Genomic DNA, 12,559 nt, shown 5'->3' on the forward strand with positions numbered 1-12,559 from the left:
AAGCACGATGCGATTAAGATATATCAGATTAAGATATATCAATACATAATATAATTTAGGATATATTAATGCATAATAAAAAATGGAAGAAAAGATAATGGCTGAGGCAAATAATAAAGAAGTAAATATAGATAAAAAATTAGTGCAGACAATCTTGGATATAGGTGCTGAAATGATGAAATGCGGTGCCGAGTGCTCTAGGGTTGAGGATAGCTTGTTTCGTATGTGCAAAAGCTATGGCTTTATAAGATATGATATTTTTGCCTTACCTTCCAATATTCAGGTCACAATAGAACTTACTGAGGGCAATATTCATACACAGATAAGAAATATAGAGCACATCAGCAACGATTTTACAATGCTTGATAAATTGAATAATTTATCGAGGTATGCTTGTAATAATATACCGAGTGGAGCTGAACTTAGAAAGAGATATGATGATATTGTCAAAGAAGCTGACGGAAATAAGATATATAGGTATATAGGAGGAATATTAGGAGGCACGGCTTTTGCTATCTTCTTTGGAGGAGGAATTTTTGATGCCTTTTCTGCTGCAATCGTTTCCCTCGCAATAATTTTTCTAAGCAATAAGATTTCTGAAGAAAAAAGCAATCCTATGCTATATAATTTTGGGCTGGCATTTATTGCAGAACTTGTCATAATCTTTTTATATAAAATTGGCATTGCCAAAAATATAGATGCTATAACAATTGGAGTCGTTATGCTCATGGTATCCGGAATTGGCGTAGTGAATGGAATGAGGGACATGATTAACAAGGATATTATGTCAGGAATGATAAATGTTGTTAATGCAGTCCTCGGTGCAATAGGAATAGCAACAGGAATAGCGATTCCTATATTATTAGCTAAGGGGGTGCTATAGCATGGCAACACTTGCATCAAACATATGGCTACAGCTTATAACGGCAACCATAGGCACACTTGGCTTCGGCATCTTATTTAAACTTAGGGGCAAAAATTTATTTTTTTCCGCATTAGGAGCATTTATTACATGGGGAATATATGTTTTAGTATTTAACAATTTAGAAATTGAAAATTATAATAGGGCGAAATTTATAGCTGCCATATCAGCATCACTATCAGTGGCCATATATGCTCAGATTATGGCGAGAGTTAACAAAGCTCCTGCGACCGTATTTCTTGCAACATCTGCATTTCCACTAATTCCGGGAGCTAATCTATATTACATGATGTATGATATTGTAATTGGTGACATCGCGGGATTTAAGAATAATGCCATAATTTTGATTATAACCTGCCTTGCTATGGCATTTGGCTTTACAATAGTTGAGGCTTTTAATAAATATATTTTCATATTTTCGTGGGGAAATAGAAAGAAATGAGCATTGTCGAAATAGTATTACTTGCAACTGTCCTAGCAATGGATGCCTTTGCAGTTTCTGTTTGTAAGGGAATATCGGTAAAAGAGTTAAAGATTGGACATGGAATTACCTGCGGTCTATATTTTGGTATATTTCAGGCACTTATGCCAATTATAGGATATTTTGCGGGCAAGAGTTTTACTGATTTAATTTCTGATTATGACCACTGGATTGCCTTTGCATTGCTCGCTTTTATTGGAATTTCCATGATAAGGGAATCTAGAGATGAAAAGGAAGTATCGGCAGATTTCGGTTTCAAAGGAATGATAATAATGGCACTTGCAACATCAATAGATGCACTTGCAGTTGGAGTAACCCTTGCCTTTTTAGATGTTAATATAGCTCTCGCATCATCGATTATAGGAATTATTACAGCCATAATATCGTGCGTAGGTGTTATGCTGGGCAATCTAATTGGAAAAAGATATGGAAAGGTCTCGGAGATGATAGGTGGAATAATTCTAATAGTTCTCGGGCTTAAGATTTTACTGGAACACCTTGGCATAATTGCTTTTTAAAAAAATTTGCAGGCAAGAATGAAATTGACTTTAGCACGATAAATCGTTAGAATATGGTAAAAAACTGAGAGGTGAATATGGATAATAACATCGATAAGAAAAAACAGTTTAAGGAATATAAAAAAGATTTGTGCAAGGCATTTCTTACTCTAAAGACGGAAAAAGAGGTTGAAATCTTCCTTGATGATGTTTGCACAATAAAGGAAATTCAAGATATGTCACAGAGGCTTCATGTTGCAAAGATGCTCAGCGATGGCAAGGTGTTTAATGAGATTTGCGGCACGACAGGTTCCAGTTCCGCAACTATAAGCAGAGTAAACAAATGCCTCATGTATGGAGATGGGGGATATAACTTGGTTCTCGATAGAATGAAAGATAACCAGTAGCTTGGCTACTGGTTATTCGTTTATCTGTTTATCTGTTTATCTGTTAATTTGACTTTTTAATCACTTCTTGGTTGTTTGTTTTTAATATACATAGTGATCCATATAACGAAGCTTGAATAGATTTTTCTCGTGGAGGAAGTCTATTCTTTCTTTTGTTTTTAAATCTTCAATCTCGCCGGTTCTTATGTATTTGTCTAGGACTTCATAGGTAAACCCGAGTTTATCCTCATCTGTTTTACCTGATAGACCATCTGAAGGAACCTTGTCAATGAGAACCGCTGGAAGGTTTAAGAATCTTCCAATTGCCCTTATTTCTGCCGTTGTAAATGAAGAAAGAGGACTGAAATCCCCAACTGAATCACCATATCTTGTCGAATAACCGACCCAGTCCTCAGAGAGATTACAGGTATTTACAACTCTCCCATTGTTACTCTGTGCTATAGCATATAGAGTTGACATTCTAAGCCTTGGAGGGAGATTGATTATTGAATCATTGCTTAACTTACCATGAGCATCTTCAATTTCTTTGACAAGTGCATCAAAAGTTTTCCCGATATTAACCGTATAACTCTTGATTCCTAGGTGATTTATCAAAAGTCTTGCCATATCAATGTCGGATTGCTCGCCATTTGGCATCATTACTCCGATGACTCTTTCTTTACCAAGAGCATGAGCACAGATTGCAGCAGCTATAGAGCTGTCTTTACCTCCGCTTATACCAACAATAGCATTACAGCCCTTGCCATTCTTATCAAACCAATTTCTAATCCATTCCACAGTCTTAACTGTTGCGTCCTTTGCATCAAAATTCATAAGTCCCTCCACCAGTATCTTAAGATTTTTATTTAAACAATAAACTAAATGTTCATCCCAACCAAACATTAGTTTTGATTAAGGATTTATCTTAAATTTATATTTAGATTTTAATTGTGCAACAAGTTTAATATTTTCACCAATTTAGGTTTAGTATATACACCAAAATTCTATCACAGCCTAGGGAATCTCGCAACGAGCATGAGGGCAATTATTTACCGCAAAGCTTTATATATGCTATAATCAAAGGAAGAAAAGCGTCGCTTATTTATATAAAAAGGATTGGTTATGAAAAAATTATTTGTAAAAGATTTGGAAGTTTCTTCTGAGATAACAGACTTCTTTATGATAAAGAGTTTTGACATAAAGCAAGACAGAAATGGCAAGAGGTATCTCGATATTACCTTATCTGATATGACAGGTGAGGTAAATGGTAAGAAATGGGATATTGAGCAGATGGGTAGCGATGAAATATCAAAGCTTGTTGCCGGAAAAATTATGAAGATAAAAGCAGAGGTTACCGAGTGGCGTGATACCAAACAGCTTAAGATAATGAAGATTAGATTTGCAAATGAATCTGATGAGATTAATAAGCGAGATTTTATAAAGGCTGCACCCGAAAATCCTAAAGACATGTATGAATTTATTCTTAGCACAATAGACGATTTTGAAGATGAGGAGTTAAAAAAGCTTTGCAAGTCTATTTATGAAGATAATAGGGAGAAAATTATGTATTATCCCGCTGCTATGAGCAACCACCATGCTGAATACGCTGGACTTCTTTGGCATATCAAGAGAATGTTAAAGGCGGGAATTAAGATGTGCGAAGTTTATACAAATCTTAATAGAGATTTACTGCTCGCAGGCATAGCAATTCATGATATAGAAAAATTAAATGAGATTGAGTCAGATGAGAATGGGATTTCGCCCGGCTACAGCTTTGAGGGGCAGATGATAGGGCATATAGTTCAAGGAGTTAGAATGGTTCACAATCGTTCTATGGAGCTTGGCATTGGTTATGAGAAGATGATACTTCTTGAGCATATGATTTTATCTCACCACTACGAACCAGAATTTGGAAGTCCCAAAAGACCGCTTTTCCCAGAGGCTGAAATGCTCCATCACTTAGATAATATAGATGCAAAGATGTTCGATATGGAAGAAAGCCTTATGATGACTGAAGAAGGTAAGTTTGGTGAGAAGATATGGACGCTCGACAATAGAAGGATTTATAAGAAAAAGTTTTAAGATTAGAAAATGCAAATAAAAGAAGGCGAACTGACTAGAATAATTTTCAATAATAAGGATAATGGATATACCGTTGCGGGATTTGAGACCAATGATGAGGAATTTACCATTACCGGTAATTTTCATGCACCTGCCGAGGGTCTTAGATACCGGATTACAGGGTCTTTTAAGGTTCATTCTAAATATGGCGAGCAATTTGTAGTAAGCGAATATGAGGAAATTTTACCGTCCGACAGCGATGGCATAAGGGCTTTTTTGTCATCAGGAACTATTAAGGGAATTGGATATAAGACAGCTGATTTGATAGTTGATAAATTTGGCATAAGCTCACTAGAAATACTCGAAAATGAACCGGAGCGTTTTCTTGAAATACATGGCATTGGGGAGAAAACATTAGAGAAGATATTAAATTCTTATAACGAAGGAAGAGAGTTTGCACAGATTTCATTTTCACTTAGGGAATATGGTATTACAACAAGTCAGGCGGTCAGAATTTATTCAGAATATGGGAATGACGCACTTGACATAATTGAAGAAAATCCATATGCCTTGGCGGAAGACATCAGAGGAATAAGCTTTAGAGGTGCAGACGCAATTGCTGAAAAAATTGGAATTGATAAAAATAGTGAGTTTAGAGTATCGAGCGGAATCAAATATGTTCTAATAAATTTTGCAGCTAGTGGTAGCACCTTTGTTCCAAGGGATATTGTGATAGAAAAAGCTTGCTCACTTCTTGAGGTAAGCAGTGAAAATATTGAAGATGTGCTTATTAGCATGGCTTTTTGCGGAGAGATAAAGACTGCAGAGGTGGGCGGAATAAAAGCAATATATCTATATGGATATTACGCTTCAGAAGCTAGGGTTGCCTTTGATATAAATAGAATTCTCTCAGCGAAAGCTAAGGAACTACCGATTCGAGATTTAGATGTTTACATCAATGAAATGGAGAGGAAGAAAAATTCATATAGAAGCCGAGATGAGCAGATTGAACTTTCTAAAGAGCAACATAGAGCGATCTACGATGCTTTGACAAATAATATATGTATTATAACGGGAGGCCCCGGCACAGGAAAGACGACGATAATTAATTTCATTGCCTCTATTTTTAAAGAGATAGGAATAAAGACCGCAATATCAGCTCCAACAGGAAGGGCAGCCAAGAGAATAACCGAAACATCGGGATTTTCAGCTATGACAGTTCATAGAATGCTCGGATATGTTTTTACCGACGACAATAGCGTAAGATTTACTAGGAATGAAGATAACCCGCTTGATGAAGAAGCGATTATTGTCGATGAAGCCTCGATGATAGATATTCTCTTAATGGAAGGCTTATTGAAAGCAATAAAGGACGGAGCTAGGGTAATCTTTGTAGGCGATTCAGATCAGCTTCCTAGCGTTGGTGCAGGAAATGTTCTCAGGGATATGATAAAAAGCGAAGCGGTTCATACAACAAAGCTAAAAGAGATTTTTAGGCAGGCAAAGGAGAGCAATATCATAGTAAATGCACATATGATAAATGATGGTGAATATCCGGAATATGCTTCAAGAGATAGTGACTTTTTCATGATAAATGACAGGTCAAAAGAGAGCATCGTTAAACTCATATCAGAGTTAAATAGCAAGAGACTTGAGAGATATTATGATTTTATCGAGTCGTGGAGGGATATTCAGGTACTCACACCGACGAAAAAGGGCGTTCTTGGAACGCACAACCTTAATCTTGTTCTTCAAAATGTGTTAAATCCAAGGGATGAGAATAAAAATGAGAAGAAGTATGGCAACAAGGTCTTTCGTGAGGGAGATAGGGTCATGCAGATTGTAAATGACTACGATATTGAGTGGAAAGAAAGAGGAGGTTTGAAATCTGGTGAGCTTGGCGAGGGAAGCGGAATATTCAATGGAGATATGGGAGTAATAGTTTCCATTGATAACACATATGATGAGTTTACCGTTGATTACGATGGCAAGATAGTTACATATACAAATGAAAACCTTGACGAAATAGAGCACGCATATGCAATTACTGTGCATAAAAGTCAGGGTAGTGAATTTAAGGCAATAATTATGCCTATAGCAAATACTGCCCCAATGCTCATGACTAGAAACCTCTTATATACAGGAGTAACAAGGGGAAAAAATCTTGTAATACTCATTGGAAGCGAATACATATTGAGAGGAATGATCGATAATAATAGGGTTGATGAAAGATATACAGGACTTGCTGAAAGGCTTGGTGATTCGGTATGGGATTTCTTGAGCTAGGAAAAGAATTGCTCGATCTAGCATATCCAAGCTCTTTATATTGCATTTGTTGTAATAAGATTATAGATGAATCCAGGGTATACCGGCTCTGTGATAAATGTAATGAAGAGATAAAATGGTCAAATGGAAGAACTTGCAAAAAATGCGGAAAATTGCTTTCTAGCATTAATCCCTCTGAAATCTGTTTTAATTGCAGGGAAAATGAACATGAATTTGACAGAGGCTTTACTATCTGCGAGTATAACGAGCACGCAAGAAGCATTGTCTTATCACTTAAATATGGAGGAAGAACGGATATTGCAAAATCAATTGCAGAGATGATGAGCGATAAGATGCTTATGATAAAAGAGAGCAAATCCCATGTGATAAAAGAGAGGAAGTTGCAAGGGGATTCTAAGGATGGATATAGTGATTACGATATTGCCTTGCCGGTGCCTATGTTTAAAGATAAGAGGAAGAAGCGAGGATTTAATCAGGCGACTCTGATAGCAAGAGAATTTGCAAAACATCAAAATATAAGATGCCGAGAATATTATATTCAAAGGGTAAAAGACTCAGCTCCGATGAGAGGCCTTAAACCCGTGGAGAGAAAAGAAAATATTAATGGAGCATTTAGACTGACTAGATATGCAGAGGAACTTAGAGGAAAAAGAATTCTGTTGATAGATGATATTTATACGACAGGAGCAACCTTGGACGAAATTTCTAGATTGCTAAGGAATGTGAAGCCATCAAAAGTAGACATTTTGACCTTTGCGTCAGGTGCAGATGTTTTAAAAGAAGAAGAATAAGCTTTAAAGAAGAATAAGCTTTATAAAACAGATCATTTTAAATGAGTTATTGAAATTGAGTTATCGAAATTGATTTATAGTAAGCGAGTTATTGCAAAGAGGTTATAAGAATAGGTTGCATAAGAATGACAAATATGGATGAAAAAATTAAAAGATATAATTAGATACAGTTTTATATTTTTGATATAAAAAAATATTACTTATGGTATAATATGTAAAACTTAGTCGATTATTTCGGCGGAGGGAGGCTTAAAGATGAAGATAAATATTTTAGCTAAGAATTATAAGGTGAGTGATAGACTCGAAGAAAATATCGAGAAAAAATTTGGCAAGCTCGGCAAGTTTTTTCAAGATGAAGAAATAAGGACAAATGTTGTAATTTCTAAGTTCAAGGATCAGACAAAACTTGAGGCAACAATTAATGGCAAAAATATGCTCTTTAGGGCAGAAGATATTAATGACAATGTCTATGATGCTATAGATGTTGTGCTTGATAAGTTAAGCAATCAAATGTCTAAATTTAAGGGCAAGCTTGAGACTAGATATAAAGGCAATAAGGCACTTAAGTTTGAATTTATTCCGGATGATAGCGAAGAAGATGAAGAGATAGTAATTGCTAAGAGGAAGGTTTTCGACCTTCAGCCAATGGATGAAGAGGAAGCAATACTTCAAATGGAGATGTTAGGACATAATTTTTTCGTATATCATGATATGGATACAGATAATGTCAATGTCGTATATAAGAGAAAAAATAATGAATATGGCATAATTGAAACAAGAAGATAGGTTTTGTTAGTGATGCAATAATTTAGGGTCTATTATTAGACCCTTTATTAATTTTCGAGGAGAGTTATTAAATAGATGGGTAGTAAGCTAAAAAAAAATAAAGATATTAATAAGGATAAAGAGTTGGCATCTAAAATAAAAAATAAAAAAAATGGTAAAAAAAAGTTTGGATTTAAAAATTTTACAAGAATTTGGGCAATTGTATACTTACTAGTACTTATGATATTTGAAATTTGCCTAGTAATTGTCAATGTTCTGCCGGCGAAAATATTATTATTAACAGTTGTAATATTGGGACTGATAAGCATAATAGTTTTTGCCCAGCTTTTCTTTATGAATATAAATAAGAAGTCTAAAATATTTGCTACCGTTTTGAGTTCAATTTTAATCATTTTATTTTCTCTTGGCTCTGTTTATTCTATGGGAACAAACCGTTTTATAGATAAGCTATCCGAGGGTAAAAGCGAATATTCGGTAAATGTAACAGATAAACCGTTTAACATATATATTTCAGGCATGGACTTTGATGGAACCATTGACAGCGAAAAAGGTCGTTCAGATGTTAACATGGTTGTTACAGTAAACCCTAGAAACCACAGAGTTTTGATGACTTCTATTCCTAGAGATTATGAAATAAGTCTAGTTGAATATGATAATGCGAAGGATAAACTGACGCATACAGGAATGTACGGGGTTGACACAGGTATTTCTTCTATAGAGAATTTGCTTGATATAAAGATTAACTACTATCTAAAATTGAATTTTTCAACTGTCCAGGTGTTAATAGATGCAATTGGAGGGATAGATGTTAATTCAGAGGTTGAATTTGAAACTCTATATGAACACGATCCGACCGGACGACATCATTTTAATAAAGGAATTAACCATCTTGATGGCGGACTTGCACTTGCTTTTGCAAGAGAAAGGCAGTCTTTTGAAAAAGGAGATAATCAGAGGATTAGAAATCAGCAGCTTGTTCTTGATGCGGTAATAGAGAAGATGACAAGTAGCAGGACTCTTCTTGGGAGATATAACAAAATTTTATCAGTCCTAGGTGATTATATGCGAACTAATATGAGCGAGGATGAGATAAAATCAATTGCAAAGAAACAACTTGATGAAATGCCAAAATGGACAATAGAAAAGTATGGTCTTACTGGTCATGATAGTAATAAGGCGACATATACTTCGGGATCGCAGGAGTTATATGTAATGGCTCCGGATGAAAAGAGCGTAAAGACGGCAAATGCCAATATTAGGACGGTCATGTACGACGCCTTTGATGAAAAGGCAAAGGAAAAGATTGAAGGCGAGATTACAGTAACCGACCATGTGATGACACCTAAGGAAAAAGCTAAGGCTAACAAGAAGAAAAAATAAATAGAAAAAATAATAAGATAAGAAATAAAGATAATAAGTGACACTGCTAGACGATATAAGTTAAAAGCTTGCAGGGAGGTTTAAAAAAGTGTTCGGATTTTCAAAGAAAGAAAAGCTGATTAAGCTGATAATGGATTGCTCACAAGCAAATATAGATCAGTATAAGGCAGATGCAAGAGAATGGATGGAAAAAAGCCGTAGAGGTATATATAACGAACAGGAAAGAGAGCTTTTATATAGAGAGATAAGGGAGAACTACTGCCTAACTGTTGAAGAAGATGTAGTAGCTGCAATTTCTGATGAAGATGAAACAATCACGGAAAAAATTGAAAAGATAATAATGGATCCACCTATTTGCGGATATAATATCAACCTCAAAGAGGGTTCATTTATGGCGGGCAGGGTATATGCTATTTGCTACTATGCTATAAAAGGTCAGAAAGCCGATCCTGATGACTGCGTTGAGCTAAATAATAAGCAAAATGATTTGATGAACCGTGCGATGGGAGAGATAACAGAAGAATATCTAAGAAATATCAGCGAGGAATATATCGCCTATGATCATTTAGATGAAATAGCTAAGGAAGGAGTTGGAGCTTCTCCGGAATTTCTGAAAATGGTTATGGATATGAAGACGATGGCAGAAAGCTTCAAGAAAAAAGCTGAGAATGATGTTATTTCGCAGTGCGACATGGGGCTTTGCTATTATTACGGCTTTGGACTTCCCAAAGATGCAGGAGTTGCCTACGACTGGTTCAGAAAAAGTGCAGAGGGCGGTAATAAGGTAGCAGCGACATTTATGAAGTATATTGAAGATGAAAGAGAGCTTGCAAATATCCACGATGCTGATAAGCAATTTGAACTTGGCTGGAGCTATTACACGGGTGAAGGTTACGAAAGGGATTATGACAAGGCATTTTCATATTTTAGAAGGGCTGCCCTAATGAATCAGGTGAATGCACAGTTTAACCTCGCTCTGATGTATTATAAGGGAGAGAGCGTAAAGCCAGATATAGAAAAAGCCCTTAGTTGGTATGAAAAAGCTGCAAATCAGGGAAGCGTCAATGCTGCGTACAACCTAGGCACAATATATCTCCTAGGAAAGGGAATTGATAAAGATTATGCAAAGGCTAGAGAATGGCTGATGTATGCGGCTGAAAGAGGAAATATAGATGCAGAATACAATATAGGTCTGATGTATGACAGAGGTGATGGAGTCGAGCAGAATTATGAGGAGGCTGCGAGGTGGTATGAGAAGGCTTCATCTCAGGGATATGCAAAGGCACAATATAACCTCGGTTTGATGTTCCACGAGGGTAGAGGAGTTCCAAAAGATGGAGAAAGTGCATTGAAATTGTACAAGCTCGCTGCTGAGCAAGGCTATGTTCACGCTTGGTTTGCACTTGGACTCATTTATGATGAAGGCGTTATAGTGCCACATGATTCAGCTAAGGCGATCAGCTGGTATGAGAAAGCTGCTGAGGCAAAGGACCCAAGAGCTTTATACAATTTGGCTGTAATCTATGATATAGGTGACGGGGTTGATGTTGACTTAAATAAGGCAAAAGAGCTATATCTCGCTTCGTCAAAGCTAGGATACCTAAAGGCAGTGGAAGTGGTTAGAAAGCTTGGTATTACTTCGATGCTTAATATTGGAAATGAGCAGGGAGAGCCTAGGGCAAGGGTCGAAGCAAAAGAAAAGGACAGCGAAGAAATAAAAGCCGATGAGGCAAGCGTAGAAATAAAGTCTGAAGATAAAAGAGATACAGAAGAAGGAAAATTTGAAATTTCAAATAATAATGAAAACAATAATTTAAACAATAATGAAAACAAAAACGAAAATAATAATGAGATAAATTTTGAAGAAAAGGAAGAAATACAATCCGAAGATGAAGCGGAAATAAAATTAGGAAATAATGAAGAAGATGAGTAATATATTATTAAGCTCGTCATTAGATGAAATAGGTAGTATAGTTTCACGCTTTCAAACTGGCGGTAAGGTTGCTATTATAAGCGATGAAAATGTATATGATTTATATTATGAAAGGTGCCGGCAAAGTCTTGATACTGCCGGCTTTAGCATAATTGGATATAAATTTAAGGTGGGTGAAAAATCAAAGTCCGTAGATACCTATATTAAAATCCTCGAATTTTTAGCACAAAATAAGCTAGGAAGAAGCGATTCGATAATCGCTCTAGGTGGTGGAGTCACTGGAGATCTAGCAGGCTTTGTTTCGGCAACCTATCTCAGGGGAGTAAAATTATTTCAAATACCTACGACGGTGCTTTCCATGGTCGATTCTTCGGTAGGAGGAAAAACGGGGATTAACCTTGAGAGCGGAAAAAATCTTGCAGGAGCATTTTATATGCCGGAAATCATCTTGCAAGATGCAAACTTCCTAAGCACGCTTCCTATGAAAGAATTGCACAATGGTCATGCTGAAATGATAAAGATGGGAATTATATCAGGAGAGGAACTTTTTAAAAAAGTGTCGGAGCCCCTTTACAATATGGATTTAAACCATATTTCAACTCTGATTAAGACCTGCTCTGAACTAAAGATGGAGATAATTTCTACAGATTTTCATGATGAAGGACGGCGTCAAATTCTTAATTTAGGGCACACAATAGGTCATGCTATAGAAAAATTAAGCGGTTATAAGATAAGTCATGGAGAGGCAGTAGCCAAGGGACTATCTGTTATTTCAGACATATCAGAAATGATGAATTATTGCATTAAAGATACAAGTGATGCTATCAAAAACACCTTAAAGAAATGTAAATTCAATCAGGAAATGCCTTTTTCTGCTGAGGAAATATCAAAGGCTGTTAGAAATGATAAAAAGGTCAGAAATGATGAAATCTCACTGATTCTTATAGAAGAGATAGGAAGATGCAAGATCGTAAGCATGCCGCTCGAAGAATTTGATAATTGCCTAAGAGAAGCGATGAATAGGAGGGAGATATAA

Annotated in this window: 12 protein-coding genes; 11 read left to right on the forward strand and 1 reads right to left on the reverse strand. The window is 36.0% G+C overall.

Going from position 1 to position 12,559, the window contains the following annotated elements:
- Nucleotides 1-97 precede the first annotated feature (97 nt).
- The 4 genes from BQ5371_RS06855 to BQ5371_RS03995 all read left to right on the forward strand — a co-directional run bounded on the left by BQ5371_RS06855 (nucleotide 98) and on the right by BQ5371_RS03995 (nucleotide 2,307).
- Nucleotides 98-883 carry a threonine/serine exporter family protein gene (locus tag BQ5371_RS06855; RefSeq protein WP_159428255.1) on the forward strand — a complete coding sequence of 262 codons (786 nt, stop codon included), beginning with the start codon at nucleotides 98-100 and terminating at the stop codon, nucleotides 881-883.
- A gap of 1 nt (nucleotide 884) precedes the next feature.
- Nucleotides 885-1,364 carry a threonine/serine exporter family protein gene (locus tag BQ5371_RS06860; protein WP_083377421.1) on the forward strand — a complete coding sequence of 160 codons (480 nt, stop codon included), beginning with the start codon at nucleotides 885-887 and terminating at the stop codon, nucleotides 1,362-1,364.
- The gene (locus tag BQ5371_RS03990) at nucleotides 1,361-1,921 is read left to right on the forward strand and encodes a manganese efflux pump MntP (protein ID WP_071132629.1); all 561 of its coding nucleotides are present in this window, start codon (nucleotides 1,361-1,363) and stop codon (nucleotides 1,919-1,921) included. Before BQ5371_RS06860 ends, BQ5371_RS03990 begins: the two co-directional genes overlap by 4 nt.
- Before the next feature lie 77 nt (nucleotides 1,922-1,998).
- Complete coding sequence (locus tag BQ5371_RS03995) at nucleotides 1,999-2,307, forward strand: YerC/YecD family TrpR-related protein (RefSeq protein ID WP_071132630.1); 309 nt, start codon at nucleotides 1,999-2,001, stop codon at nucleotides 2,305-2,307.
- 81 nt (nucleotides 2,308-2,388) lie between these two features.
- Here BQ5371_RS03995 and nadE read toward each other — a convergent pair whose 3' ends face one another.
- Nucleotides 2,389-3,120, reverse strand: coding sequence for an NAD(+) synthase (nadE, locus tag BQ5371_RS04000; protein ID WP_071132631.1), 732 nt, complete (start codon nucleotides 3,118-3,120; stop codon nucleotides 2,389-2,391).
- A 288-nt stretch (nucleotides 3,121-3,408) separates the two neighbouring features.
- On the opposite strand from nadE, the gene BQ5371_RS04005 reads away from it, so the two are divergent.
- The 7 genes from BQ5371_RS04005 to aroB all read left to right on the forward strand — a co-directional run bounded on the left by BQ5371_RS04005 (nucleotide 3,409) and on the right by aroB (nucleotide 12,559).
- A complete protein-coding gene (locus BQ5371_RS04005; protein WP_071132632.1) occupies nucleotides 3,409-4,368 on the forward strand; it encodes a 3'-5' exoribonuclease YhaM family protein in 960 nt (319 codons plus the stop codon).
- Between the two features lie 9 nt (nucleotides 4,369-4,377).
- Complete coding sequence (recD2, locus tag BQ5371_RS04010) at nucleotides 4,378-6,633, forward strand: SF1B family DNA helicase RecD2 (RefSeq protein ID WP_071132633.1); 2,256 nt, start codon at nucleotides 4,378-4,380, stop codon at nucleotides 6,631-6,633.
- On the forward strand, nucleotides 6,615-7,424 hold the full coding sequence (locus BQ5371_RS04015) for a ComF family protein (protein ID WP_071132634.1): 810 nt from the start codon (nucleotides 6,615-6,617) through the stop codon (nucleotides 7,422-7,424). The genes recD2 and BQ5371_RS04015 overlap by 19 nt, the downstream gene beginning before the upstream one ends.
- A 255-nt stretch (nucleotides 7,425-7,679) precedes the next feature.
- The gene (gene hpf / locus BQ5371_RS04020; RefSeq protein WP_071132635.1) at nucleotides 7,680-8,210 is read left to right on the forward strand and encodes a ribosome hibernation-promoting factor, HPF/YfiA family; all 531 of its coding nucleotides are present in this window, start codon (nucleotides 7,680-7,682) and stop codon (nucleotides 8,208-8,210) included.
- 75 nt (nucleotides 8,211-8,285) lie between these two features.
- On the forward strand, nucleotides 8,286-9,590 hold the full coding sequence (locus BQ5371_RS04025; RefSeq protein ID WP_071132636.1) for an LCP family protein: 1,305 nt from the start codon (nucleotides 8,286-8,288) through the stop codon (nucleotides 9,588-9,590).
- Between the two features lie 88 nt (nucleotides 9,591-9,678).
- Nucleotides 9,679-11,523, forward strand: a complete 1,845-nt coding sequence (locus BQ5371_RS04030) for an SEL1-like repeat protein (protein ID WP_071132637.1) — start codon at nucleotides 9,679-9,681, stop codon at nucleotides 11,521-11,523.
- The gene (gene aroB / locus BQ5371_RS04035) at nucleotides 11,516-12,559 is read left to right on the forward strand and encodes a 3-dehydroquinate synthase (protein WP_159428256.1); all 1,044 of its coding nucleotides are present in this window, start codon (nucleotides 11,516-11,518) and stop codon (nucleotides 12,557-12,559) included. Before BQ5371_RS04030 ends, aroB begins: the two co-directional genes overlap by 8 nt.

Origin of the sequence: Alterileibacterium massiliense (assembly GCF_900104645.1) — a bacterium.
Classification (GTDB): domain Bacteria; phylum Bacillota; class Clostridia; order Peptostreptococcales; family Anaerovoracaceae; genus Alterileibacterium; species Alterileibacterium massiliense.

Excerpts from the sequence above, each read along its gene's own strand:
- BQ5371_RS06855 (WP_159428255.1), top strand. The coding sequence starts at position 98 with ATGGCTGAGGCAAATAATAAAGAAGTAAATATAGATAAAAAATTAGTG.
- BQ5371_RS06860 (WP_083377421.1), top strand. The coding sequence starts at position 885 with ATGGCAACACTTGCATCAAACATATGGCTACAGCTTATAACGGCAACC.
- BQ5371_RS03990 (WP_071132629.1), top strand. The coding sequence starts at position 1,361 with ATGAGCATTGTCGAAATAGTATTACTTGCAACTGTCCTAGCAATGGAT.
- BQ5371_RS03995 (WP_071132630.1), top strand. The coding sequence starts at position 1,999 with ATGGATAATAACATCGATAAGAAAAAACAGTTTAAGGAATATAAAAAA.
- nadE (WP_071132631.1), bottom strand. The coding sequence starts at position 3,120 with ATGAATTTTGATGCAAAGGACGCAACAGTTAAGACTGTGGAATGGATT.
- BQ5371_RS04005 (WP_071132632.1), top strand. The coding sequence starts at position 3,409 with ATGAAAAAATTATTTGTAAAAGATTTGGAAGTTTCTTCTGAGATAACA.
- recD2 (WP_071132633.1), top strand. The coding sequence starts at position 4,378 with ATGCAAATAAAAGAAGGCGAACTGACTAGAATAATTTTCAATAATAAG.
- BQ5371_RS04015 (WP_071132634.1), top strand. The coding sequence starts at position 6,615 with ATGGGATTTCTTGAGCTAGGAAAAGAATTGCTCGATCTAGCATATCCA.
- hpf (WP_071132635.1), top strand. The coding sequence starts at position 7,680 with ATGAAGATAAATATTTTAGCTAAGAATTATAAGGTGAGTGATAGACTC.
- BQ5371_RS04025 (WP_071132636.1), top strand. The coding sequence starts at position 8,286 with ATGGGTAGTAAGCTAAAAAAAAATAAAGATATTAATAAGGATAAAGAG.
- aroB (WP_159428256.1), top strand. The coding sequence starts at position 11,516 with ATGAGTAATATATTATTAAGCTCGTCATTAGATGAAATAGGTAGTATA.